The organism is Devosia sp. XK-2 (assembly GCF_037113415.1).
In the GTDB taxonomy this organism is placed as follows: Bacteria; Pseudomonadota; Alphaproteobacteria; order Rhizobiales; family Devosiaceae; genus Devosia.
Map to the genome: position 1 here is coordinate 1,665,880 of NZ_CP146608.1, position 25,223 is coordinate 1,691,102.

The 25,223-nt window shown below is 61.2% G+C and carries 21 protein-coding genes; 11 read left to right on the top strand and 10 right to left on the bottom strand.

The window, feature by feature from the left end:
* Positions 1–242 precede the first annotated feature (242 nt).
* Positions 243–848 carry a DUF1176 domain-containing protein gene (locus V8Z65_RS08000; protein WP_338723647.1) on the bottom strand — a complete coding sequence of 202 codons (606 nt, stop codon included), beginning with the start codon at positions 846–848 and terminating at the stop codon, positions 243–245.
* Between the two features lie 74 nt (positions 849–922).
* Here V8Z65_RS08000 and folD point away from each other — a divergent pair, with 74 nt between their 5' ends.
* Complete coding sequence (gene folD, locus V8Z65_RS08005; RefSeq protein ID WP_338723985.1) at positions 923–1,825, top strand: bifunctional methylenetetrahydrofolate dehydrogenase/methenyltetrahydrofolate cyclohydrolase FolD; 903 nt, start codon at positions 923–925, stop codon at positions 1,823–1,825.
* Positions 1,822–2,370 carry a DUF1643 domain-containing protein gene (locus tag V8Z65_RS08010; protein WP_338723648.1) on the top strand — a complete coding sequence of 183 codons (549 nt, stop codon included), beginning with the start codon at positions 1,822–1,824 and terminating at the stop codon, positions 2,368–2,370. Before folD ends, V8Z65_RS08010 begins: the two co-directional genes overlap by 4 nt.
* A gap of 81 nt (positions 2,371–2,451) precedes the next feature.
* Here V8Z65_RS08010 and V8Z65_RS08015 read toward each other — a convergent pair whose 3' ends face one another.
* Both V8Z65_RS08015 and metH read right to left on the bottom strand, forming a co-directional pair.
* On the bottom strand, positions 2,452–2,796 hold the full coding sequence (locus V8Z65_RS08015; protein WP_338723649.1) for a hypothetical protein: 345 nt from the start codon (positions 2,794–2,796) through the stop codon (positions 2,452–2,454).
* A gap of 150 nt (positions 2,797–2,946) precedes the next feature.
* The gene (gene metH, locus V8Z65_RS08020; RefSeq protein ID WP_338723650.1) at positions 2,947–6,711 is read right to left on the bottom strand and encodes a methionine synthase; all 3,765 of its coding nucleotides are present in this window, start codon (positions 6,709–6,711) and stop codon (positions 2,947–2,949) included.
* 268 nt (positions 6,712–6,979) lie between these two features.
* Here metH and V8Z65_RS08025 point away from each other — a divergent pair, with 268 nt between their 5' ends.
* The 7 genes from V8Z65_RS08025 (at position 6,980) to V8Z65_RS08055 (ending at position 14,303) form a co-directional block, all read left to right on the top strand.
* Positions 6,980–8,026, top strand: coding sequence for a septal ring lytic transglycosylase RlpA family protein (locus V8Z65_RS08025; protein ID WP_338723651.1), 1,047 nt, complete (start codon positions 6,980–6,982; stop codon positions 8,024–8,026).
* A 62-nt stretch (positions 8,027–8,088) separates the two neighbouring features.
* Entirely contained in the window at positions 8,089–9,231 is a 1,143-nt protein-coding gene (locus tag V8Z65_RS08030; protein WP_338723652.1) for a D-alanyl-D-alanine carboxypeptidase family protein, read from the top strand.
* 171 nt (positions 9,232–9,402) lie between these two features.
* Positions 9,403–10,089 (top strand): dTMP kinase, encoded by a 687-nt coding sequence (gene tmk, locus V8Z65_RS08035; protein ID WP_338723654.1) that lies wholly within the window; start codon positions 9,403–9,405, stop codon positions 10,087–10,089.
* A 19-nt stretch (positions 10,090–10,108) separates the two neighbouring features.
* Positions 10,109–11,134 (top strand): AAA family ATPase, encoded by a 1,026-nt coding sequence (locus tag V8Z65_RS08040; protein WP_338723655.1) that lies wholly within the window; start codon positions 10,109–10,111, stop codon positions 11,132–11,134.
* Positions 11,131–12,681 (top strand): methionine--tRNA ligase, encoded by a 1,551-nt coding sequence (gene metG, locus V8Z65_RS08045; RefSeq protein ID WP_338723656.1) that lies wholly within the window; start codon positions 11,131–11,133, stop codon positions 12,679–12,681. The genes V8Z65_RS08040 and metG overlap by 4 nt, the downstream gene beginning before the upstream one ends.
* A 2-nt stretch (positions 12,682–12,683) precedes the next feature.
* A complete protein-coding gene (locus tag V8Z65_RS08050; RefSeq protein ID WP_338723987.1) occupies positions 12,684–13,463 on the top strand; it encodes a TatD family hydrolase in 780 nt (259 codons plus the stop codon).
* 3 nt (positions 13,464–13,466) lie between these two features.
* Complete coding sequence (locus V8Z65_RS08055; RefSeq protein ID WP_338723657.1) at positions 13,467–14,303, top strand: MBL fold metallo-hydrolase; 837 nt, start codon at positions 13,467–13,469, stop codon at positions 14,301–14,303.
* Between the two features lie 52 nt (positions 14,304–14,355).
* Here the strand turns inward: V8Z65_RS08055 and V8Z65_RS08060 are convergent, their stop codons facing one another.
* The 7 genes from V8Z65_RS08060 to urtA all read right to left on the bottom strand — a co-directional run bounded on the left by V8Z65_RS08060 (position 14,356) and on the right by urtA (position 20,917).
* Entirely contained in the window at positions 14,356–14,691 is a 336-nt protein-coding gene (locus V8Z65_RS08060) for a zinc ribbon domain-containing protein (protein WP_338723658.1), read from the bottom strand.
* Positions 14,692–14,700: 9 nt separating this feature from the next.
* The gene (fmdA, locus tag V8Z65_RS08065; protein ID WP_338723659.1) at positions 14,701–15,930 is read right to left on the bottom strand and encodes a formamidase; all 1,230 of its coding nucleotides are present in this window, start codon (positions 15,928–15,930) and stop codon (positions 14,701–14,703) included.
* Between the two features lie 87 nt (positions 15,931–16,017).
* Positions 16,018–16,707 carry an urea ABC transporter ATP-binding subunit UrtE gene (gene urtE, locus V8Z65_RS08070; protein ID WP_338723661.1) on the bottom strand — a complete coding sequence of 230 codons (690 nt, stop codon included), beginning with the start codon at positions 16,705–16,707 and terminating at the stop codon, positions 16,018–16,020.
* A 9-nt stretch (positions 16,708–16,716) separates the two neighbouring features.
* Entirely contained in the window at positions 16,717–17,478 is a 762-nt protein-coding gene (gene urtD, locus V8Z65_RS08075; RefSeq protein ID WP_338723662.1) for an urea ABC transporter ATP-binding protein UrtD, read from the bottom strand.
* 10 nt (positions 17,479–17,488) lie between these two features.
* Positions 17,489–18,631 (bottom strand): urea ABC transporter permease subunit UrtC, encoded by a 1,143-nt coding sequence (urtC, locus tag V8Z65_RS08080; RefSeq protein ID WP_338723663.1) that lies wholly within the window; start codon positions 18,629–18,631, stop codon positions 17,489–17,491.
* A gap of 14 nt (positions 18,632–18,645) precedes the next feature.
* The gene (urtB, locus tag V8Z65_RS08085) at positions 18,646–19,572 is read right to left on the bottom strand and encodes an urea ABC transporter permease subunit UrtB (protein WP_338723664.1); all 927 of its coding nucleotides are present in this window, start codon (positions 19,570–19,572) and stop codon (positions 18,646–18,648) included.
* Positions 19,573–19,651: 79 nt separating this feature from the next.
* Entirely contained in the window at positions 19,652–20,917 is a 1,266-nt protein-coding gene (gene urtA / locus V8Z65_RS08090) for an urea ABC transporter substrate-binding protein (protein ID WP_338723667.1), read from the bottom strand.
* Between the two features lie 239 nt (positions 20,918–21,156).
* Between urtA and V8Z65_RS08095 the strand changes: the two genes are divergently transcribed.
* Both V8Z65_RS08095 and V8Z65_RS08100 read left to right on the top strand, forming a co-directional pair.
* Complete coding sequence (locus V8Z65_RS08095) at positions 21,157–24,318, top strand: ATP-binding protein (RefSeq protein ID WP_338723669.1); 3,162 nt, start codon at positions 21,157–21,159, stop codon at positions 24,316–24,318.
* Positions 24,315–25,217, top strand: a complete 903-nt coding sequence (locus V8Z65_RS08100; protein ID WP_338723670.1) for a response regulator — start codon at positions 24,315–24,317, stop codon at positions 25,215–25,217. The genes V8Z65_RS08095 and V8Z65_RS08100 overlap by 4 nt, the downstream gene beginning before the upstream one ends.
* Positions 25,218–25,223 lie beyond the last annotated feature (6 nt).

Genomic DNA, 25,223 nt, shown 5'->3' on the forward strand with positions numbered 1-25,223 from the left:
CGCAATTTCCCACCATCTTAAGGTCAGTTCATCGGCACAGCAAACGACCCATGCAACCGATGAGCGGGAAGTGGTTTGCCGCTTGTCCCCCAAGCCCTCAACAGCGCGGCGGACCGCATCCCCAGAGGCCGCCCGGCAGAAATGCCGCGGCGGCCTTCACTTTGCCGGCCGGACGTCGCGCGGCTTTCTTGCTGAGTTTCGGCCAGTTTGTGCAACATGCAGGGAGCGGAGCCACACTCGCTCTATTCGACTGGATACTCGACCAGCATCTCGGGATTCATCTCGCCGTCATAGCTGGCATCGACAGCAAACTGCTTCAGGACGAAGCCGCCGTCGCGAAATATCCAGGTGCCGGATGAGCTGGCGTCGCCGATGCCGCGCCACTTGGAGAAGGAGTCGATGCTCAACGTATCCGGATCGAAATAGGAATTCACCAGCAGCATGCGAGACGTCATGCCTTCTATCGAGATGGATTCCACCTTGCCTTCGAAATCGTCGTTCTCGTAGCGCACATCGAAAAACGGCTCGGCAAATCCGATGGGCCGCAAACCCTCATATTCCCGCTTGAGATAATAGGCATGCGACTCGTTATAGGCCCCGGCGAAGCAGAACAGGCGCACCAACGTTACCTCTTCCCGGTCGCTTTCGTCTCCGGTGCTCCAGCTTGGCGTATAGCTGAACGTCCAGCTCTGATAGGCCTCTTCCGGCACAAAGCCGCTGCCGTCACAGGCCTCGCCGCCAGCCAATTGGTGCAGCTTTCTTGCCTGCTTCTCGAGCGATAGGTCCTCCGCCATGGCCGGAACGACCAGGACGGGCAGAAGCACGAGCCAAAGCAATGGACGGATCATTCCTCATCCCTTATGTCGAACCCACCACGCGGGCCCACCGCCCGCCGCGCTCACTAAAGCAGATCGAGGCCGATATGACCGCAAAAATTATCGATGGAAAACGCTTTGCCGAAGATCTGCGGGGCCGCATTGCCGGCCATGTCGCGCGCCTCAAGGCGGAGCACGGCATTACGCCGGGCCTCGCGGTGGTCATCGTCGGCGAGGATCCGGCCAGCCAGGTCTATGTCTCCTCCAAGGCCAAGCAGACCGCCGAAGTGGGGATGAACTCATTCAAGCACGAACTGCCTGCCGATACGCCCGAGGCGGATCTACTCGCGCTCGTGCATCGGCTCAATACCGATCCGGCCGTTCACGGCATTCTCGTGCAGATGCCCGTTCCCAAACATATCGATCCCAATAAGGTCATCGAAGCCATCGACCCGGCCAAGGATGTCGATTGTTTCACCCCCGCCAATGTCGGCAAGGTGCAGATCGGTCTGCCAGGGCCCGTCTCCTGCACACCGCTCGGTTGCCTGCTGCTGTTGCGCGACGAGTTGGGTTCGCTTGAAGGCAAGCATGCCGTGATCATTGGCCGCTCCAACCTGGTCGGCAAACCCATGATGCAATTGCTTTTGCGTGACAATTGCACCGTCACCGTCGCCCATTCCCGCACCAAGGACCTGGCCGGCATCGTGCGTCAGGCCGATATCGTGGTGGCGGCGGTCGGTCGTCCGCAAATGATCAAGGGCGACTGGATCAAGCCCGGCGCAACCGTCATTGATGTGGGCATAAATCGTGTGCCGGCGCCGGAGAAGGGTGAAGGCAAGACCCGTCTTGTGGGCGATGTCGACACGGTTGCGGCATCCGAAGTTGCCGCGGCTATAACCCCGGTACCGGGCGGTGTTGGTCCCATGACCATTGCCTGCCTTCTGGCCAATACCATCACCACGGCCTCGTTGATGAACGGGCTGACCCCGCCGAGCGATCTCACGGCATGAACGAGCTGGCACACGATCCGGGCGGCAAGGTCCGCCTGCGTCTGGGCGAAGGCGTGCGCGGCGATGTGGTGATGAGCACCGACAGCCGCTACAGGCAACGCATGCGGCGCTGGCTGGGCGACACGTTCCCGGATCGCTATATCGTTTTTATCGGCATGAACCCGTCCACCGCCGACGCGACCGTGGATGATCCCACCTGCGCCCGCGAATGGAATTTCGCCCGTCGCGAAGGCTTTTCCGGCATGGTCAAATGCAATGTCGGCGACTATCGGGCCACCGATCCCAAAATGCTGGTCCAGCCCGGCGTCGAGGCCGTGTCGCCGGCCAATCTGCCGGTCATCCGCGAAGCCGCGCGCGGCGCCGCGCGCGTGGTGATCTGCCATGGCAAGCTTAATAAGGCCCTGGCGCCGGCCGGCCGCGAAATCGTGCATGCACTGATCGGCGACGGCGTCGAACTCTGGTGCTTCGGCACCAATGCCGATGGCTCACCCAAGCATCCGCTCTATCTCAGGGCCGACACGCCGCTTGTGCGGTTTCCTGCCTAGGCGGTGGTTCAGCCCAGCTCACCGCTCCGCCCTCGGGCTAGACGCGAGGACGGCGCCGATTTTGTTGCTCGGGGACGTGCGCTACCCAGCCAGATAAAACATTCGCGCCACCGTATGATCCCGCAGCGCCTGTGCTGGGAGTCTTCCGCTCAACGCCGCCACGACCTGACCCTTGTCTGCCACCGCACTGGCATCCACGACAACCCGCGAAAACGCCGGCCGCATATTGCGTCTGTGCTCTTCAAGCAGATTGTAGAGCAGGGCTCGCACATCGGTTTGACCAGAACAGGCCACACAAACGTCGCCGTCTGCGTGCCCATGTCCTGAATTGGCCGGCAGGCGAACCAGGGCGGTATCCGCATCAAGCGACGCGAACTGGCCCGGCTCGGTCATCAGGGTCACTGGGATGGGATCAAGACGGATCATTGTTCACCTCTATTCTTCTCCCCATCGGGGAGAAGGTGGCGCGCAGCGCCGGATGAGGGGGAGGCCTAAACATCCAACGGCGCTGCGCTGGTCCTCCCCTCACCGACCCGGCTTCGCCGAGCCACCTCTCCCCAATGGGGAGAGGAAAACTTATTCTGCCGCCACCCTGCCTGGCATATAGTTCAAAATCGGCGCCAACCAACGCTCGACTTCTTCGACATCCATGCCCTTGCGCTGCGCATAGTCGATCACCTGGTCGCGCTCGACTTTGGCCACCCCGAAATAATAGGCGTCCGGATGGCTGAAATAGAGACCGGACACTGAGGAGCCGGGCCACATGGCGTAGCTCTCGGTGAGCGTGACGCCGGCTGCATTTTCTGCATCGAGCAGCTTGAACAGCGTGGTTTTTTCAGTGTGGTCCGGTTGGGCAGGATAGCCCGGTGCCGGGCGGATACCCTGATAGGGCTCGCCAACCAGTTCGTCGGGCGCGAGCATTTCGTCGGGCGCATAGCCCCAAAACTGCTTGCGCACCTTTTCGTGCATATATTCGGCCATGGCCTCGGCAAACCGGTCGGCCAGCGCCTTGACCAGAATGGACGAATAATCGTCATTGGCCCGCTCGAAGCGCTCGGCAATGGCGACCTCTTCGATGCCTGCCGTCACCACGAAACCACCGAGATAGTCGGGCTTGCCGCTTTCGGCCGGCGCCACGAAATCGCTCAGCGCCATATTCGGTTTGCCATCGCGCTTGGAAAGCTGCTGGCGCAGGGTGAAGAAGGTCGCGAGGTCTTTCTGACGGGTCTCGTCGGTGTAAAGCCGAACGTCGTCACCAACCGCATTGGCCGGCCAGAAACCGAGCACGGCCTTGGGCCTGAACCACTTTTCCTCAATGATCTGCTTGAGCATTTTCTGGGCGTCAGCCCAAAGCGCCCGCGCGGCCTCACCCTGCTTCTCATCTTCGAGAATAGCCGGATAGCGGCCCTTGAGCTCCCAGGTCTGGAAGAATGGCGTCCAGTCGATATAGCGGGCCAGTTCCGCCAGGTCGAAATCTTCGAAAGTCCTGGTGCCAAGGAAAGTCGGCGCAGGCGGCGTGTAACCTGCCCAGTTCGGCTTGAAGGCGTTCTGGCGCGCGCTTTCGAGCGGCAAGCGGCGCTTTTCGGCCTCGGCCCGCTCATGGGCGGCAGCCGCCTTGGCATATTCTGCCCGGACCTGCTCGATGAAAGTGACCTTGGTCTCATCAGAGAGCAGGTTCGACACCACGCCCACGGCGCGGCTGGCATCATTGACATGCACGGCCTGGCCGCGTGCATAGCGGGGATGGATTTTCACCGCCGTATGGACGCGGCTGGTGGTGGCCCCGCCAATGAGCAGCGGGATATCAAAGCCTTCCCGCTCCATTTCGGCGGCCACATGCACCATTTCGTCGAGCGAGGGCGTGATGAGGCCCGAAAGACCGATAATATCAACATTCTCGGCGCGCGCCGTTTCCAGAATCTTCTGGGTCGGCACCATGACGCCGAGATCGATGATCTCGTAATTATTGCAGGCCAGGACGACGCCGACGATATTCTTGCCGATATCGTGCACATCGCCCTTCACGGTCGCCATGAGCACCTTGCCCGCGCTTTTGCGCTCCGTAGTGCCATTGGCTTCCTTTTCCGCCTCCATGAAGGGCAGGAGATAGGCCACGGCCTGCTTCATCACGCGGGCGGACTTGACCACCTGCGGCAGGAACATCTTGCCCGACCCAAACAGGTCGCCCACCACATTCATCCCTGCCATTAGCGGGCCTTCGATCACATGCAGCGGCCGGTCATATGTCTGTCGGGCTTCCTCCGTATCGGCCTCGATGAATTCGGTGACGCCATTGACCAAAGCATGGGTAATGCGCTCGCCCACCGGCAATTCGCGCCAGCTCATGTCCTTGGCCTTGCCGGCCCCGCCGCCTTGACCCTTGAACCGCTCGGCCAGTTCCAGCATGCGGTCGGTCGAGTCCGATCGCCGGTTGAGGATCACGTCCTCGCAGGCATCGCGCAATTCCTTGTCGATGGTCTCATAGACCGCCAATTGCCCGGCATTGACGATGCCCATGTCCATGCCGTTCTGGATGGCATAGTAGAGGAACACGGCGTGCATGGCCTCGCGCACCGGCTCATTGCCGCGGAACGAGAAGCTGAGATTCGAGATGCCGCCCGAAATATGCACATGCGGCAGGCTGTCAGTGATTTCCTTGGTCGCCTCGATGAAGTCGACGCCGTAATTATTGTGCTCTTCGATGCCGGTGGCGACGGCGAACACATTGGGATCGAAAATGATGTCTTCGGGCGGCAGACCTACCACTTCGGTCAGGATTTTATAGGCGCGCGCGCAGATTTCCACTTTGCGGGCCTTGGTATCGGCCTGCCCGGTTTCATCGAAAGCCATCACCACAACTGCGGCACCATAGGCTTTCACCAGCTTTGCCTGGCGAATGAAGGCCTCTTCGCCCTCCTTGAGCGAGATCGAATTGACCAGCGCCTTGCCCTGCACACATTTCAGACCCGCCTCGATCACCTCCCATTTCGAGGAGTCGATCATCAGCGGTACTTTGGCAATGTCGGGTTCGGCGGCCAGCAGGTTGAGGAAGTCGACCATCACCTGCTTGGAGTCGATCAGGCCCTCATCCATATTGATGTCGATGACCTGCGCACCATTGCCGACCTGATCACGCGCCACATCCAGAGCTGCTGTATAGTCGCCCGCCGTGATGAGCTTCCGGAAGCGGGCTGAGCCGGTGACATTGGTCCGCTCGCCGATATTGACGAAGGGAATGTCCTTGGTCAGCGTAAACGGTTCCAGACCTGCAAGACGCAACAGCCGATTGGCTTCGGGCACTTTGCGCGGCTGATATTGCGCCGCCATCTCGGCCACGGCCTGAATATGGTCCGGCGTCGAACCGCAGCAACCGCCCACGATATTGAGCAGCCCATCGCTGGCAAAGGCCTGCAATTGTCCGGCCATTTGCTCCGGCGTCTGGTCATAGGCCCCCATTTCATTGGGCAGACCGGCATTGGGATAGGCACAGATGAAGGTGTCTGCGACCGCCGAGAGTTCGGAAATGTGGTCGCGCATCAGGTCTGCCCCAAGCGCGCAATTGAGCCCGATGGTGACTGGATGGGCGTGGCGCACGGAATACCAGAAAGCTGTCGGCGTCTGACCCGACAAGGTGCGGCCGCTGAGATCGGTAATGGTGCCTGAAATCATGATCGGCACATCGATACCGCGCTCTTCGAACAGGCGCTGGGCGGCAAAAATGCCGGCCTTTGTGTTGAGCGTGTCGGTGATCGTCTCGAACAGCAGCAGGTCCGCGCCGGCATCGACGAGCCCGCGAATGGCCTCGCCGTAAGCCTCGACCAGTTGGTCGAAGGTGATGGCGCGATGCCCGGGACTGTTGACGTCGGTCGACATGGACGAGGTCTTGTTGGTCGGCCCCAGCGCGCCGGCTACGAAACGGCGCCGGCCATCGGTCTGCTCGGCGCGGATGGCTGCGCGGCGCGCGCAAACGACGCCCTGATAGTTTATGTCGTAAACCGCCTCTTCGCAGGCATAGTCCGCCTGCGCCACTGAGGTGGCCGAAAAGGTGTTGGTCTCGACGATATCGGCACCGGCCATATAATAGGCGTAGTGGATATCCTCGATCATCTTGGGCTCGGTGATGACCAGGAGGTCATTGTTTCCCTTGAGCGGATGGCTCCAGCCCTTGAACCGCTCGCCCTGGAAGTTCTCCTCGGTCAGCCCAAGGCGCTGAATCATGGTGCCCATGGCGCCGTCCAGGATCAGGATACGCTCAGCCATCGCGTCGGCCAGCGCCGAGCGCACCTCGTTCCAATCGGGAATTGCGAGACTATCGACGGTAGGGGCGGGGGAGGGGCTCATGGCCATCCTCTCTTTCTTGCACGTTGCGGCATGATCGGGCGCTGCGTCATGACATAAAGATATCTTTATATCAGTCAAGCGCTGATGCCGGAATCCATTGCCGGGCATACCATCTTGCGCGGGCCCGGCGAACCCGTCTTTGCCCCCGTTGGCGTGGGAACGCGCTTAACGATCCCTAAACCGTAAAATTGTTCCTTTCTGTGAGAAAGTCGTTCGGGGCGCTATCATTCGATCCGAAAAGTGCTGATTTGATAGAGTATTGCGTATCGTGACGACCACCTGGCGTAACGCTGTTCGAGCCATGGCCCTGGCCGCCCTGATCGCCCCGTCGCTGGCCGCCTGCGCCACCGGTGGTTTTGGCCCGAGCGTCAAGCGCGCTGCCTTCACTTCCGGCGAATACGGCGTTGCCGTTTCGCCGCGCGTCTCCAACGATCCCAATCCGCCGCGCGGTGGTGGCCGCTATCAGGTCGGCAAGCCCTATACTGTACGTGGCAAGACCTATGTGCCGCAGCACGATCCGAGCTATGCCGCGTCCGGCTCCGCCTCCTGGTATGGCGCCGACTTCCATGGCCGCCGCACGGCCAATGGCGAAATCTTTTCAGCCAATGCCATCACCGCGGCCCATCCGACATTGCCACTGCCGTCCTATGTGCGTGTGACCAACACCGAGAATGGCCGCTCGCTCATCGTCCGGGTCAACGATCGCGGGCCATACGTTTCCGGCCGTATCATCGATCTCAGCTACCGCGCCGCTGCCATGCTGGGCTATGTCAACAAGGGCTCGACCAGCGTCCATGTCGAATATGTGGGGCAGGCGCCGCTCAATGGCGACGATACCCGCATGCTTGTAGCCAGCTATAACGGCCCCGCCGATTACGATAGCGGCCCCATCCGCGTTGCCAGCTCCGGCGGACAAAGCAGCCGCAGCCTTGTCGGCATGACCACCAATTTCATCAACGGCCTGTTTTCCTACGCCGACACGTCGCCGCAGCAGATGGATGCCGCTATTGGTTCCGCCCATGAAGCCGCCAATGCTATGGCCAGCGGCAATGCCGCGCTTGCCGACTGGGCCAACGCGGTCGACGCCGATCACCGCGATATCCGCCTGGCTCTCGGCATCTTCGCCGATCCGCAGAACGCTGCGGCGCTGGCCCAGGAATTTGCCGTTCTCGGCGCCGTCACCGAAGAACCGGTATCGGTCGGCGGTCGGGCGGCCACCAGGCTGACAATGACACGATTGAAGCCCGGCGCCACCGCCCAGGATGCCCTTAATCTTGCACAAGAGCTTGGCCTGACTGACGCAATTCTCTATTAATTGCGTCTATATTGCGCCGGGAGCAGTTCGGCGCGGAAGTCGCAAAGACAAGGGAGTGCGTTGTGAGAGTGCTGATCGCCATTGTCGCCTTTCTGGCCCTGGCCGGGTCAGTTCTGGCGCAGGCTGAGTTCGACACTAAGGCACAATATTCCGTGCTTATGGATTATGAATCCGGCACGGTGATCTTCCAGAAGCAGGCCGATGCCGCTCTCGAGCCGGCCTCCATGGCCAAACTGATGACGCTGGCCGTGGTCTTCCACGAAATACGGGCTGGGCGCGTCAGTCTCGATGACGAATTTTTCGTCTCCGAACATGCCTGGCGCACCGGCGGTGCGGCCTCTGGCGGTTCGACCATGTTTGCCGAGCTCAATTCCAAAATTCGCGTCGAAGACCTGGTTCGCTCGGTCATCATCCAGTCGGGCAATGACGCCGCCATCATTCTGGCCGAGGGCCTTGCCGGGTCCGAAGGGACCTTTGCCCTGATGATGAACGAGCTGGCCGCCGAAATTGGCCTCACCGGCTCGCACTTTACCAATCCCACCGGCCTGCCCGATCCGGACATGTATTCAACCGCCCGCGACCTGGCCGAATTGGCGCGCTATCTCATCCGCGAATTCCCCGAATATTATCACTATTTCTCCGAACCCTCGATGGAGTGGAACGGCATCAACCAGGCCAATCGCAATTCGCTGGTGGAAATGGGCATCGGTGTCGACGGCCTCAAAACGGGGCATACGGAAGCGGCCGGTTACGGGTCGGTGACCTCGACCGCGCAGGGTGAGCGTCGTCTCATTGCCGTTGTACACGGCCTTTCTTCCATGCGCGAAAGGACCGAAGAGGCGCGCAAGCTGCTGACCTGGGGCGCGCGCGCCTTTGAGCGCTTCACGCCCTATGCGGACGGCCAGATCGTCGCCTATGCCGACGTTTATGGCGGCGCCAGCCCCAATGTCGGCCTGGTGGGGCAGGGCGAGATTGCCCTCTACCTGCCGCGCGGTTCCCGCCAATGCCTCAGCGCCACGGTCAACTACGATGCCCCGATCCTACCCCCGGTGCAGGCGGGCGAGAAAATCGCCGAACTGCGGGTCTATTGTAACGACCAACTGGTACAGGCTGCTCCCCTCTATGCCGCCGAAACCGTAGGCCAGGGCGACCTGCTGCGCCGCGCCACCGACGCTCTGAAACAACTGGCCCTCGGTTGGCTTTGACCCGCGCCGCGTAGCGGCAGAAGCGGTCCGGTGGACCAGTTTTAGGGTCGTCGCCGGATCTGCGCGCCCGAAAGGTGATGCGCGCGCCTGATCGACCTTGTGACCGCCGCCACCTTTTCCCATCGGCTCAGGTGCCTTAAAAGGAACCAGACCCAAGGAATCAGCCTGCCCATGCTCGAAGCGCCTAATCGACGGCCAGCCCGCTTCATCACCTTTGAAGGCGGGGAAGGTGTCGGCAAATCGACCCAGGTGCGACGTCTCCTCAACAATCTCGCCGAGCATGCCATCGAGGCCGTGCGCACCCGGGAGCCCGGCGGCACACCCAAGGCCGAGGCTATACGGTCCTTTATTCTGCAGGGACGGTCCGAAGCTTGGGGGGCCGGTTCCGAGGCAGTGCTATTCGCCGCCGCGCGACTCGATCACGTCAACCAGCTCATAGCGCCCAATCTCGAAAAGGGGATCTGGGTCATCTCCGACCGGTTTTGCGATTCCACCCGCGCCTATCAGGGGCTGACGGGCGGGGTGGATGATAAACTGATCGACGCCCTGGAAAATCTGGCACTAGACGGCCACACGCCGGACCTGACCATTGTTCTCGACATGGACCCTGCCGCGGCTTTCCGGCGGGTGGAGCAGCGGGCCGTGGAAGACGGCCTGCAACTGACGGGCGACCGTTTCGAAAAGGAAGAGCTGGAGTGGCACCAGCGGCTGCGGCAGAATTTTCTCGATATCGCCGCCAGGAACACGGATCGCTGCGTGGTTATTTCGGCCGAGCAGGACGAGGAAAAGCTCGAAGAGGCCATCTGGGCGGTCGTTAGCGCCCGCTTCCCTGAACTGCAGGGCAGGCCGGTCGCGTGATACCCAAAGGACAGATCGTGTGACTGATCCCGCCGCCCTGCCAGACCTACCGCTCCCTGAACAGCGGCAGGCCGCTATCGGCCATGACGCCGCCCGCGCCGCCGTGCTGACGCAATTGGCCGAGCACCGCTTACCCGGCGCCATTATGCTGCAGGGCCCGCAGGGGATTGGGAAGGCCACCCTGGCCTTCGAACTGGCCGCCGCCATTCTGACGGCGACCGGGGACGAAGAGGCCCATCGGGTTCGGGAACAGGTCGCCGCCCTTTCCCATCCCAATCTTGCCGTGCTGCGCCGGCGCCTCAAGGATTCCAAGGGCTATTATTCGGTCATTCGCGTCGAGGACATCCGCGAATTGCGCGAAACTCTGCAGCACACGCGGGGCAGGACGGGGCATCGCATCGCCATTCTCGACAGCATTGACGAATGCAATCCCTCCGCGGCCAATGCGCTGCTCAAAACGCTCGAGGAGCCGCCGGCGGACACCACCTTCCTGCTGGTCTCACATCGGCCCGGCCAATTGCTGCCCACCATTCGTTCGCGCTGCCACAATCTGGCTCTGCGTGGCCTGGCGGACAATCTGGTGCGCGATGTGATCGTTGCCAGTCACCCCGAGCTTGAGGCCGAGGTGCTGGACCGTGCCATCCAGCTCGCTGGCGGCCGGCCGCGCCGGGCTTTTGAAACCCTGGCCCTGGCCGAAAATTCACCCGTGGGTGCGCTGCTGACCTGGCTGCGGGCGCCCCAGCGTGCACCCGTTGCTGCCCAGATCATGCTGGCCGATGCGCTCGGGGCCGACCCACAAGGGCCGGACATGTCCTTCGCGCGGGAAATTCTCAACGATTGGCTGGCCAATGAAATGCGGGAAGCGGCCATGCAGCCTGGCGGGCGTTCGCGTCTTGCCTCCGCCACCGAGCTATGGGAGAAGGCAGGCGCACTTCTGGGCGAAGCCGATAGCGTCAACCTCGATATGAAGCAGACGCTGACGGTCATTTTCGACGCCATCCGGAAGCATTGCGTCCTCATCGCCAATCCCGCCGAGCCAGCATGACCGCCAAGCCTTTCTACGTCACCACCGCGATTTCCTACCCCAATGGCGCGCCCCATATCGGCCACGCCTATGAAATGATCGCGACCGACGCCATCGCCCGCTGGAAACGGCTGGAGGGCCGGGACGTCTATTTCCTCACCGGAACGGACGAGCACGGCATCAAAATGGTGCAGACGGCGGCCAAGGAAGGCATTCCCGTTCGCGAGCTGGCCGACCGCAATGCCGGTGAGTTCAAGCGTCTGGCCGGCGCGCTGAACCTTTCCAACGACGATTTCATCCGCACCACTGAACCGCGTCACTACGAGGCCTCGCAGGCCATCTGGAAGAAGATGGAAGCCAGCCACAATGGCGATATTTTCCAGTCCACCTATAAGGGCTGGTATTCGGTGCGCGACGAAGCCTATTTCGACGCGGACGAGCTGACCGAAAAGGACGGCAAGCGCTTCGCGCCGTCCGGTGCGGAAGTCGAATGGGTCGAGGAGCCGACCTATTTCTTCCGTCTCTCGGCCTATCAGCAGAAATTGCTCGACCTCTACGAGGCCAATCCCGATTTCATCGCGCCCAAGGAGCGGCGCAACGAGATCATCTCCTTCGTCAAAAGCGGCCTGCAGGATCTGTCCATTTCCCGCACCACTTTTGATTGGGGCATTCCGGTGCCCAACGCGCCGGGCCATGTCATGTATGTCTGGGTGGACGCGCTCACCAATTACATTACCGGTCTCGGCTATCCCGACGAGCAGAGCGAACTGTTCAAGAAATTCTGGCCTGCCGATCTGCATGTGATCGGCAAGGACATCATCCGCTTCCATACCGTCTATTGGCCGGCTTTCTTGATGAGCGCCGGCCTGCCGGTGCAGCACCGCGTCTTTGCACATGGTTTCCTGACCGTCGATGGACAGAAGATGAGCAAGTCGCTGGGCAATGTCATCGACCCCTTTGCGCTCGTTGAAACCTTCGGCGCCGATGCGGTGCGCTATTTCTTCCTGCGCGAAGTGTCCTTCGGCAGCGACGGCGACTATAGCCACGAAAAGCTGGTCAATCGCGTCAATGCCGATCTGGCCAACAATCTGGGCAATCTGGCGCAGCGCTCGCTCTCGATGATCAACAAGAACTGCGAGGGCAAGGTGCCCGAGCTGGGCACATTGACCGAGGCAGACGAGACCCTTATCGCCGAGGTTGCCGAAGCCCTGGCCGACGCGCAGCAGGCCATGGACCAGCAGCTTGTGCACGAGGCGACCGGCGCTATCATCGCGGCCCTGAGCGCGGCCAATAACTATTTCGCCGGGCAAGAACCCTGGGCGCTAAAAAAGACCGATCCGGTCCGCATGGCGACAGTGCTCTATGTCACCGCCGACACGGTGCGTCGTCTGGCCATTCCCATGCAGGCCTTTGTGCCGGCCTCTGCGGCACGATTGCTTGATCAACTGGTTGTACCTGCCGATCAGCGGACGCTCGCCGCGGCATCGATACCCAATGCGCTCGTCGCCGGCTCCGACCTTCCTGCGCCACAGGGCGTCTTTGCGCGTCTCGAAAAACCGGCCGAGTGACCATGCTGATCGACAGCCATTGCCATCTCGATTTCGAAGCCTTGTCCGCCGATCTGGACGGTGTGATGGCGCGCGCGGCGGCGGCCGGCGTCACTGGCATGGTGACGATTTCCACAAGGGTGGAAAACTTTTCCACCTATGCTGGGCTGGCGGAACGTTTTGCGAACGTCTGGTGCTCTGTCGGCACCCATCCGCACAATGCGCATGAAGAACTGCATGTTCAAACAGATGACCTTGTCCGGCTAAGTGCCCATCCGCGCTGCGTTGCCATCGGCGAGGCGGGCCTGGACTACTTCTACGACAATGCGCCACGCGACGCGCAGGCCACCGGGCTTCGCCGCCACATCGCGGCCGCGCGCATCACCGGTCTTCCACTGGTTATCCACAGCCGCAAGGCCGATGAGGACATGGCCGCTATCCTAGAAGAAGAAGCCGGGCAGGGGACCTTCCCCTTCGTCCTGCATTGCTTCACCGCTGGCATGGATCTGGCGCAAAGAGCGCTGGCTCTGGATGGATATGTCTCCTTTTCCGGGATCATCACCTTCAAGAATGCCGAGGAAATCCGCGACGTCGCCAAGATCGTTCCGGCCGACCGTTATCTGGTTGAAACCGACGCGCCCTATCTGGCGCCGATCCCGCATCGTGGTCAGTCCAACGAACCCAGCTTCGTTCGGCATACGGCAGAAAAACTGGCCGAGGTCCGCGGCATTTCGCTCGAACAAGTCGGAGCGGAATCGACTGCCAATTTCGGGCGCCTGTTCTCCAAAACTGGCGTGAGATAGTTCATGGCGACGCCTGACCGGATCATTGCGACCATTTTGGGCTGCGGATCCTCGGGCGGCGTCCCACGCATCGGCAATGTCTGGGGCGATTGCGATCCGCATGAACCACGCAACCGGCGCCGTCGCTGTTCCCTGTTGATCGAGGGCTGGACCGACGGCGTATCGGAGCCCACCAGGGTTCTGATCGATACCGGCGCGGACTTGCGCGAGCAATTGCTTGGCGCCGGCGTCGATCGCCTGGATGCGGTGTTCTATACGCACGAGCATGCCGACCACAGCCACGGCATTGACGATCTGCGGGTCCTGGCGCTCCACAATCGCCGTCGGGTCGATGTGTATTTTTCCAGCGCGTGCGGGGCGCGGCTGCGCGAGGCCTTTGGCTATTGCTTTGCGACACCGCCCGGTAGCGCCTATCCGCCAATCCTCAACGCGCACGAAATTGCCGATGGCGACACGGTCGAGGTCGACGGGCCCGGCGGCACGCTTAAGATCACAGCGTTCACGCTGACCCATGGCGATATTGATGCATTCGGCTATCGCGTCTGCGATCTGGCTTATTGCTGCGATCTCTCGGCCGTGCCGCGCGGCGCATCCGCGGCCTTGTCCAACCTGGACATATGGATCGTGGATGCCTTGCGTCCTACACCGCATCCGAGCCATTTGAGCCTGCCCGAGACGCTGGAGCTGATCGAGCATTTCGCGCCGCGCCAGGCCGTGCTCACCAATATGCATATCGATCTCGACTATCGGACCACCGAGGCCGAGACGCCTGACAATGTGACGCCGGCCTTCGATGGCATGCAGATCGATGCTGTCACCGGACGCATTCTCAACCGCTGACGTTTTTTGCGCCACATTGCGGTCGCGTTGGCGATGCGCGACGACACACCGGTTAGTGACTGATCATCCAGGGTCGAGCAGACGGGAAGCTTTTGGACCCGTCCGGTCGCACGAGCGTGGAGCGGCCTTTCTTGCCGCCTCCACTGCAGCATGAGCAGCCGGGGCCATGGGCCGAGCCGCCGCGTCTTGGTTCGTGACGTGCCTTTTCGTTGGTGGCAAAGGCAGAGCGGCGAGCGGCATCCATGCCGGCGATGAAGGGGACCGACAGGAAAGCCCGCGCAGCGGGCTCTCCACAAGCAGGGCAGGCGCAGGGCTCTGCCGATTGCGACATCGGCCGGACCTGGGAAAACGGTCCGCAACTGGTGCATTGATAATCGTAGATCGCCACGGCCGTCTCCTAGAGGTCGAGCGCGATGGGCATATCGATGGATCCATCGAGGTGCTTTTTGGGTCCGTCCGAGCCGGGCATGATGTCGAACTCGAAAATGTCGGTGGGCAGCCAGAGCGTGGCGCAGGCATTGGGGATGTCGACAACGCCTGAGACATGGCCCTGCACCGGCGCGGTGCCGAGAATGGAATAGGCCTGAGCGCCGGAATAGCCGAATTTCTTCAGATATTCGATGGCGTTGAGACAGGCCTGCCGATAGGCGGTGGTGACGTCCAGATAGTGCTGCGTGCCGCTCTCGTCGACTGAGATGCCCTCGAAGATCAGGTAGTCGTCATATTTCGGCGCAATCGGCGAGGGCCGGAAGATCGGGTTCTTGATCCCGTATTTGGCCATGCCACCCTTGATCAGGCTGACTTTGATATGGAGCCAGCCGGCCATTTCGATGGCGCCGCAAAAGGTGATTTCGCCGTCGCCCTGGCTGAAGTGCAGGTCGCCCATGGAAAGGCCGGCGCCGTCGACATAGACGGGGAAATAGACCTTTGAGCCGCGCGAAAGATCCTTGATGTCGCAATTGCCGCCATGTTCGCGCGGCGGCACCGTGCGGGCACCAGTGGCGGCGGCCTTTTCGAAATCATCGCCCTTGAGCGCACCCATATGGGCCGCATTTGTGTCCGGCAGGGTGGCGAGCGCCGGCACGCGTTCGGGCTCGGTGTCGAACAGTTTCTTTTCGCGCGTGTTCCACATGTCGAGCATCTTGTGGTCGGGCAGGCACCCGATCAGTCCGGGATGGATGAGCCCGGCATATTTGACACCCGGCACGTGGCGGGACTGGGTGAACATACCCTTGAAATCCCAGATGGATTTCTGCGCGGAAGGGAAATGTTTATCGAGGAACCCGCCGCCATTATTGACCGAGAAAAAACCGTTGAAGCCCCAGAGCGAGTTTTCGAAAGCCCCGATATCGAGAATATCGACGACCAGGAGGTCGCCCGGCTCAGCGCCCTTGACGCCAATCGGACCGGACAGGAAATGCACCTGCTTGAGATCGACATCGCGGACATCGGCAGCGTCGTCGTCATTTTTGATCTGGCCGCCGGTCCAGTCATAGGTCTCGATCTTGAAATCGTCTCCTGGCTCGACCCAACAGGCCATGGGGATATCGGGGTGCCAGCGATTGTGAATCTTTTCGTTGGTATAGGGGCTTTCGTTGAGATCGACCTTGATGAGGGTTTCGGTCATTTGCGTATCCTCGTTGGCGTTGGAAACAGGGCGCTTCCAGCAAAAGTGGTCCCGGTTTGCGGTTCGGAAGCGTGACAAAAAGAAGAGCTAGACGGAGAGAAAGGACGAGACCTTCACCTCGTCGATGCCGGCGCGAGGGCTTTCGTGGACGAACTCGCCGTTCTCGATAACCAGCACGCGATCAGCAATATCGAGGGCGAAGCTCAGCACCTGTTCGGAGACGACGATGGACAGGCCCTTCTCGTCGCGAATGCGCCGCAACGTCCGGGCCATGTCCTTGATGATCGAGGGCTGGATGCCCTCCGTGGGCTCATCGAGCAGCAGCACTTTGGGCCGCGAGGCCAGCGCCCGGGCGATGGCGAGCTGCTGCTGCTGGCCGCCGGAGAGATTGCCCCCGCGACGGCCCTTCATTTCCAGCAGCACCGGAAAGAGTTCGTAGAGATCGCCCGGCACCTGGCTCTCGCCGGTAATGGTCAGGCCGGTCTCGATATTCTCCTTCACCGTCATGGTGGAAAAGATCATGCGCCCCTGCGGCACATAGGACAGGCCGGACTCGACACGCCTGTAACTCTCGGCATGCTCCACCGCCTTGCCATCCACAAAGATAGTGCCGCTTCTCGATGGTACGATACCCATGAGCGATTTCATCAGCGTGGTCTTGCCCATGCCGTTGCGGCCCATAATGGCGACGATTTCGCCGGGTGCCACATCCAGCGACACGCCATGGATGACTTCGCTCTGGCCGTAGGAGACGCGTAGATTGTCGATTGCGAGCATGGTTGCCTCCTAGTGCCCGAGATAGACTTCGACGACCTTCGGGTCGTGCTGGACATGGTCCATCGTGCCCTCTGACAGCACCTTGCCCTGGTGCAGCACGGTGACCCGGTGGGCGATGTCTTCGACGAACTTCATGTCGTGCTCGATGACGATCACCGAGTGCTGCTTGATGATGGTGTTGAGCAGTTCGGCGGTCTTGACGCGCTCGCCCACGCTCATGCCGGCAACCGGCTCGTCCAGCATCAACAGGTCCGGCTTCTGGATCAGCAGCATGCCGATTTCGAGCCATTGCTTCTGGCCGTGGCTGAGAATGGCGGCCTCGGTCTCGAGATGATCCTTGAGGAAAATCATCTCGGCGATCTCCTCGATGCGCTCGATCACCGCGCGGTCGCGCCGGAACGCCAGAGCCCCCCAGACATTCTTGCCGCGTGGATAGGACAGTTCGAGATTTTCAAAGACCGTGAGGTCCTCGTAGATGGACGGGTTCTGGAACTTCCGGCCCACCCCGGCATGAACAATCTGGTGTTCCTTCATCGTGGTCAGGTCCTTGCCGCGGAAGCGGATCGAGCCTGACGTGGCCTTGGTGCGGCCGCAAATGAGATCGAGCACCGTGGTCTTGCCGGCACCATTGGGGCCGATGATCACGCGAATTTCGTTCTCGTCGACATAGAAGGAGAGGTCGTTGACCGCCTTGAACCCATCGAAGGAGACGGTGAGCCCTTCCACGGCAAGCAGGAATTCCTTGGGTTCCGTTCTGGTATCGAAAGTCATCTCGGTTTTCCTATTCGGCAGCAGCTTCGGTGGGTGCCGGCGTAGGGGCAGGGCGCAGGCGCTTTGTCAGGCGCGGCAGCAGCGGCTCGATATGGCTCTTCCAGATCCCGGCAAGACCATTGGGGAAGGCCATGACCACGAGGATGAACAGTCCGCCCATGGCGAAGAGCCAAAGTTCCGGGAAGCTCTCGGAGAAGCTGGTCTTGGCGTAGTTGACCAGCAGCGCGCCATAGACTGCGCCGAAGATCGAGAGCCGTCCGCCCACAGCGCAGAAGATGACCATTTCGATCGAGGGCACGATGCCCACGAACGAGGGCGACATGAACCCCACCTGCAACGCGAACATGGCGCCGCCGATGGCCGAGAAAGCCGCGGCCAGGCAGAAGACGAAGATCTTGAAATTGGCGACGTCATAGCCGGAGAAGCGGACGCGATCTTCCTTGTCGCGCATGGCGATCAGCAGGCGACCAAATTTGGAGCGCTTGACGAAGAGGGCGAGGAGGATGACCCCGAGAAGCAGGACGGCATTGACGAAATAAAGGATCAGCTTGGCGCTGTCGGTGCGGATGTCCCAGCCGAGCAGGGTCCGCAGATCGGTCATGCCGTTGATGCCGCCTGTATAACCCTGCTGCCCAACGATTAGGATGGTGAGGATGGCGGCAACCGCCTGAGTGATGATGGCGAAATACACCCCGCCCACCCGGCGTTTGAACATGGCCGCGCCGATAATGTAGGCGAAGACCGTGGGCACAACGAGGATTAGGAGCATGGCCAGCGGGAAGGACTTGAACGGCATCCACCACCAAGGCAACTCAGTTACCTGGTTCCAGTCCATGAAGTCGGGAATGCCGGGCGTGGACTGGATAGCCGTGTTTTCCGGCGATGAGGCCTCGAGCTTCAGGAACATTGCCATGCAGTAGCCGCCCAGGCCAAAGAAGATGCCCTGGCCCAGGCTCAGAATGCCGCCAAAGCCCCAGCAGAGCACGAGCCCCACGGCAACAAAGGCATAGGTGAGATATTTGCCGGCCAGGTTGAGGCGGAAGATGTCGAGCGCCAGCGGAAAGATGGCCAGGATGAGTATCGCCAGAATGATGAAGGCGACGGCGTCCTTGTCGAGCAATGTCCGTGATGTGGCAGGGGTCGCTGCAGACATGAAACCGGCTCCTTTCAGCGGCGGATCTTGAGGGTGAACAGACCCTGCGGGCGCAGCATCAGGATGCCGACGACGGTGAGCAGGGTGAGAACCTTGGCCATCGAACCGGACATGAAGAATTCCATGGTCGATTGCGCCTGGCTGATGGTGAAGGCCGATGCGATGGTACCGATGAGGCTGCCCGCGCCGCCAAAGACAACGACCAGGAAGGTATCGACGATATAGAGCTGACCGGCCGTGGGACCGGTCGAGCCGATCATGGTGAAGGCGGACCCGGCGACGCCGGCAATGCCGCAGCCCAGGCCGAAGGTCATGCGGTCGACCATCTTGGTATTGATGCCCACCGCGCCGGCCATGACACGGTTCTGCGTCACGGCGCGCACCTGCTTGCCCCAGCGCGACCTGTACATGAGCGCCGCCACGGCGATGGCAATGAGCGTGGTCAGAGCCATAACGAAGAGACCATTGATCGGCACTTCGATGATATCGGTCAGCGGCAGCGAGCCCATCATCCAGTCGGGCAGGGTGACACCCACTTCGCGGGCGCCGAACACCGAGCGATAGGTTTGCTGCAGAATGAGGCTGAGGCCCCAGGTGGCCAGGAGCGTGTCGAGCGGCCGCCGGTAAAGGTGCCGGATCATTGCCCATTCAACGATCACCCCCAGCGTGAAACTGGCGCAAAAGGCCAAAGCCATGGCGATGAAGAAATAAATGGGAAAGAGCGCCGGGGCGAAATTGGTGACGAACAGACTGACGCCCCAGGTGACATAGGCCCCCAGGATCATGAATTCGCCATGGGCCATGTTGATGACGCCCATCTGGCCGAAAATGATGGCCAGGCCGAGGGCCATGAGCACAAAGACGGAAAACAGGATCAGCCCGGCGAAGCCCTGCATCGCCAGGATCGAAAAGAACTGATCATATGTATAGTCGCCGATCATAGGAGCCTCGCATCGAGGGATGGGAAAGGCGGCGGCTCCGCAGCGGGAGCCGCCAGTTCTGCGTCAGGAGAGGCGAGGCTTATTGGTAACCTTCCGGGAACGGATCTGGCTCCATCAGGTCGGCGGTCTCATAGACCACGTCATATTGACCATCGGCGCGGGCGTGGCCGATACGCAGCTTGCTCCACAGATGATGGTTCTCGTGGATTTTGACATAGCCTTCGGGCGCAGTGCCGAGCTCGATACCGGGCGAAGCCTCGCGCACCTTGTTGATGTCGAAACTGCCGGCCTTTTCGACGGCGGCCTTCCACAGCCACGGCCCGAGATAGGCAGCCTGGGTCACGTCGCCGATAACGATGCCATCGCCCCAGCGCGCCTTGAACGCCTCGACAAAGGCCTTGTTGTTGTCGTTCTCGATCGACTGGAAATATTTCATGGCCGCATAGGCGCCCACGATATTCTCGCCGCCGATGCCCAGGATTTCGTCCTCCGTCACCGAGATGGTGAGCAGGAGCGGGGATTCCTCGGTGAGGTCGATGCCGGCGGCCTTGAGCTGCTTGTAAAAGGCCACATTGGAGCCGCCCACCACGATGGCGTAGATCACGTCGGGCTTGGTCAGCTTGATCTTGTTGATGACCGAATTGAACTGGGTATGTTCGAGCGGGTAATATTCCTCGCCGACGACCTTGAGCCCCTTCATCTCGATATGCTTGCGGGCGATCTTGTTTGACGTCCGGGGCCAGATGTAGTCCGAACCGAGCAGGTAGAAGCTCTTGGCACCCTTGGTGTCGACCACCCAATCGATACCGGCGAGAATCTGCTGGGTTGCTTCCTGGCCGGTATAGATGACGTTGGGGCTCTCCTCGAGGCCTTCATAGAAAGTCGGGTAGTAGAGCATGCCATTATACTGCTCGAAGACCGGCAGGACGGCTTTGCGCGAAGCCGAGGTCCAGCAGCCCATCACAGAGGCGACCTTGTCCTGCACCAGCAGCTTCTTGGCCTTTTCCGCGAAGGTCGGCCAATCGGAAGCGCCATCTTCCTGGATATATTTGATCTGGCGACCGAGCACGCCGCCGGCGGCGTTGATCTGCTCGATGGCCAGGATTTCGGCCTGCACCGAGCCGGTCTCGGAAATAGCCATGGTGCCGGTGACCGAATGGAGGATACCGACGGTGACTTCGGTATCGGTGACGGCAAGACCCGTCGTATTGACGGCAGCGGTGGAGGTGTCCTGAGCGAAGACGCGGCCGCCGCCGAGCATGCCCAGTGCCGGAATGGTTGCCATGGCCGCGAGCAGCTTGCGGCGGTTGATTTTGAAGGGGCCGTCGCCCGAAAAGTCAGTCATTGTTTTGCCCTGTCCTTGATTGCCTGGCTGAGGCGGGAGGAACGCGCCTGCAACTGATCAAGGATTGGGCATTTTTGCGTCGTGCCTCTCAACGGGGCATTTGACGTATTCATATCGGGATTTTTCCCACATATTGTCCGTCATATGGCGGGGACGATCAGTCCCATGCCGTGTCCGACTGCGCCGCAAAGCGGCTGGCAATAGGGCATGGGAGCGTATAGGGCGAACCGGGACGGGTGATGAGGGCAGAGGCGAAGGTTACGCGTGTCAGGCGCACCTATAACAAATGGGTGGCTAACCAGACACTTGAGGATTTCGCGCTTCGCTTCACCGCGCATAAGGTTCGGCGCTGGTCTCCGGCGCGTATCGCCAATACCGCGATTGGTGCCGCCTCCTTCCTGGCGCTGGAGGCCATCGGTGGCGCGCTAACCCTGAGCTACGGCTTTTCGGCCACGGCCTGGGCCGTGCTCTCGACCTGCATCATCATCTTCCTGATGGGCGTTCCCATCGTCTACAACGCGGCCAAATATGGCGTGGATATCGACCTGCTGACCCGCGGGGCCGGCTTTGGCTATATCGGTTCGACCATCACATCGCTCGTCTATGCCAGCTTCACCTTCATCTTCTTTGCCATCGAAGCGGCGATCATGGCGACTGCGCTGGAGCTATGCTTCGGACTGCCCCTGCCCATCGGATATCTGGTCAGTGCCCTCATGGTCATTCCCCTGGTGACCTATGGCATCACCCTGATCAACCGCTTCCAGACCTGGACGCAACCCTTCTGGCTGGTCTTGCAGATCATTCCATTCGTCTTCATCGGGGCCCAGAGCATGCCGGCCGTGCGGGAATGGACCGGCTATACCGGCGTCATGGGCGCCGTGGACGGCGGTTTCAGCCTGGGCCTGTTCGGCGCGGCCTCGGCCGTCATGTTCTCGCTGGTCGCCCAGATCGGTGAGCAGGTGGACTATCTGCGCTTTCTGCCCCGCACCGGCCACAAGAGCCGTTTTGCCTGGTGGCTGGCTCTGATCGGCGCGGGCCCGGGCTGGATCGTCATTGGCGGTCTCAAGGTCATGGCCGGCTCGTTCCTCGCCTATTACGCCTTCCGCCACGGCGTCGACTTCTCCAGCGCTTCCGAGCCAACGCAGATGTATCTGGTCGTCTTCGGACAAATGCTGCAAAGCCCCGAACTCGCCCTGGCCGCCACAGGCATTTTCGTGGTCGTCTGTCAGCTCAAGATCAATGTAACCAATACCTATGCCGGCTCGATTGCCTGGTCGAACTTCTTTTCCCGTCTGACCCACAGCCATCCCGGACGGGTTGTCTGGGTGGTGTTCAACGTGCTGATCGGCCTCATCCTGATGGAGTTCGGCATCTATAAGGCGCTCGAGCAAATCCTGGGACTCTATGCCATCCTGGCCATTGCCTGGCTGGCGGCTATCGTCTCCGACCTCATCATCTGCAAACCGCTCGGCCTGTCGCCGCGCCATATCGAGTTCAAGCGAGCCCATCTATACGACATCAACCCGGTCGGCTTTGGCGCCATGCTCATCGCAGTGGCCCTTTCGCTATTGTCCTATCTCGGGATTTTCGGGGAGATCGCGGAGGCGCTTTATTCCTATGTGGCACTGGTGACGGCACTGGTCTGCGTGCCGCTCATCGCCATTGCGACGCGCGGCCGCTACTATATCGCCCGCAGCTCCGAACTTCCCCATAGCCATGGCGAGGCCATTCGCTGTCGTGTTTGCGAGCACAGTTTCGAGCCCGAGGACATGGCCGGCTGTCCGGTCTATGGCGGGCCGATCTGTTCGCTCTGCTGCTCGCTCGATGCGAGATGTGGCGATCGCTGCAAGACCGATGCCCGCCTCGGCGACCAGCTCTCCGGCGTCGTCACCAAAATGCTGCCGGAGTCGATTGCCACGGCGCTCAACACGCGGCTGGGGCATTATCTCGGGCTCATGCTGATCGTCGGCGGTTTGATGGCGGCTATTTTGATGGTCTTCAACTATCAGGCGACGCTGGATGGGCATTCGGCGCGCGCGGCTATCGATGCCACGCTGGGCAAGATCTTCGTTGTCTTTTTCATCATCGCGGGCATTATCGTTTGGCTCTTCGTGCTCAACCACGAAAGCCGCGAATTTGCCGAGGAGGAGGCGCGGCGGCATACCGCACTGCTGATCGAGGAAATCGAGGCGCACCAGGAAACCGACCGCAAGCTGCAGGCGGCCAAGGAGGCGGCGGAATCCGCCAATCTGGCCAAGTCCCGCTACGTGACCGGCCTCAGCCACGAATTGCGCTCGCCGCTCAATTCCATTCTGGGCTATGCGCAATTGCTCGAGCGCCAGCGCGCCGAACACCCGATGGTCGGCCGGGCGGCACGCACAATCCTGCGCTCAGGCGAGCATCTGTCCGGTCTCATCGAGGGCTTGCTCGACATTTCCAAGATCGAAGCGGGCAAGCTCCACCTCTATCGCGACAAGACGGCGCTGGCGGCCAATATCAATCAACTGGTCGAAATGTTCTCGCTGCAGGCGCGGGAGAAAGGGATCGACTTCGTCTTCGACCAGGCAACGCCGCTGCCGGAATATGTCTTCACCGACGAAAAGCGCCTGCGCCAGATCCTGATCAATCTCATCTCCAATGCCATCAAATTCACCGATTCCGGCACCGTTACGCTGCGCCTGAGCTATCGCAACCAGATCGCCTCATTCGAGGTGATCGATACCGGTTCGGGCATTCCGCCCGACGAGCTGGACCGCATCTTCCTGCCGTTCCAGCGCGGCACCAGGCCTGCCGGCGCAGAGCCGCAACCTGGCACGGGACTGGGGCTGACCATCACCAAGCTTCTGGTCGAGATCATGGGCGGCGAGTTGACCGTGGCCAGCACGCCCGGGCAGGGGACCCAATTCACCGTGCGCATCCTGCTCTCTTCGACCTGGATGCCCGACGAACCCAAGCACTCCACGGTGCGGATCACCGGTTATTACGGCCCCCGCCAGTCTATCCTGGTCGCCGATGACGACCCGGCGCAGCGTGAATTGCTCTCCGATCTCCTGGGCGGGCTCGGTTTCGACGTGGCGACGGTCAAGGACGGGGTCGAATGCCTGCAGTCGATCCGCCGCCAGCGGCCAAGCCTGCTTATCCTCGATGTCGCTATGCCACGGCGCAATGGTTGGCAGGTGGCCCAGAAGGTGAGAGGCGACAGGCTGCCCATCATCATGATCTCGGCCGATGCCGGAAGCGAACGGCTCCGACCCGATTATGGGGCGCTCTACGATGGCTACCTAATCAAGCCGTTCAAGGTAGACGACCTCGTCCAACAGATCGGCTCCGCGCTCGGCCTGCTCTGGATCGAGGATGACGCGCCCATGGATTCGTCAGCCCAGGAGACCGCACTGTCATGATGTCGAGCGAACCGGCCAAAGTTCTCATCGTCGATGACCAGCCCGACACGCTGACCATGCTGACGGATGCGCTGGACCTCGAAGGCATGGCGACCAGCCATGCCTCCAGCGGCCAGACAGCCCTGTCGATGATCGCGCAGACGCCGCCGGACATTGTCCTGCTCGATGCCATGATGCCGGGCATGGACGGGTTCGAGACCTGCCAGGTGCTCAAGAGCGAGATGGGGCTGACCGATCTGCCGGTCATCTTCATGACGGGCCGCAATGACAGTGACCATGTCGTGCGGGCGCTGGCATGCGGCGGGGTGGATTTCGTCTCCAAGCCGATCGTGCTCACCGAGCTCTTTGCGCGCATGCGGGTGCATCTGAGCAATTCGCGCAAGACCCGATCGGCGCGGGATGCGCTCGATTCCATCGGCCGCCGGATTGTCGCCGTGCATCCGCAGGCGGGCATCGTCTGGGCCACGCCGCAGGCGCAGGACCTTTTGTCCCGTATCGGGCTCAGGCCGGAGGAGGGCTCCACATTGCCCTGGGAGCTCAAGCAGTGGGTGGCCGATGATACTGGCGCCGACGGCAATGTCCGGCTCTACCGCCGGTTTGACCGCGAGGTCGAGTTCCGCATCATGGAGCGCCGCGCCGACGGGACGATCCTTCTCCGCATCATCGACTGCGCCGCTGGCACCGGCGAGCAGCGCCTTGCGGCGGCGTTCGGCATCAGCCTGCGCGAGGCGGAGGTGCTGCTGTGGCTTACGCATGGCAAGTCCAACAAGGAAATTGCCGCGATCCTTCAGCTCTCTCCCCGCACCATCAATAAGCATCTCGAACAGATATTTGAGAAGCTAGGCATCGAAAACCGCACAGCCGCGGCCACGATGTCGGTGCGGGTGTTGTGGGACTGATGGCTC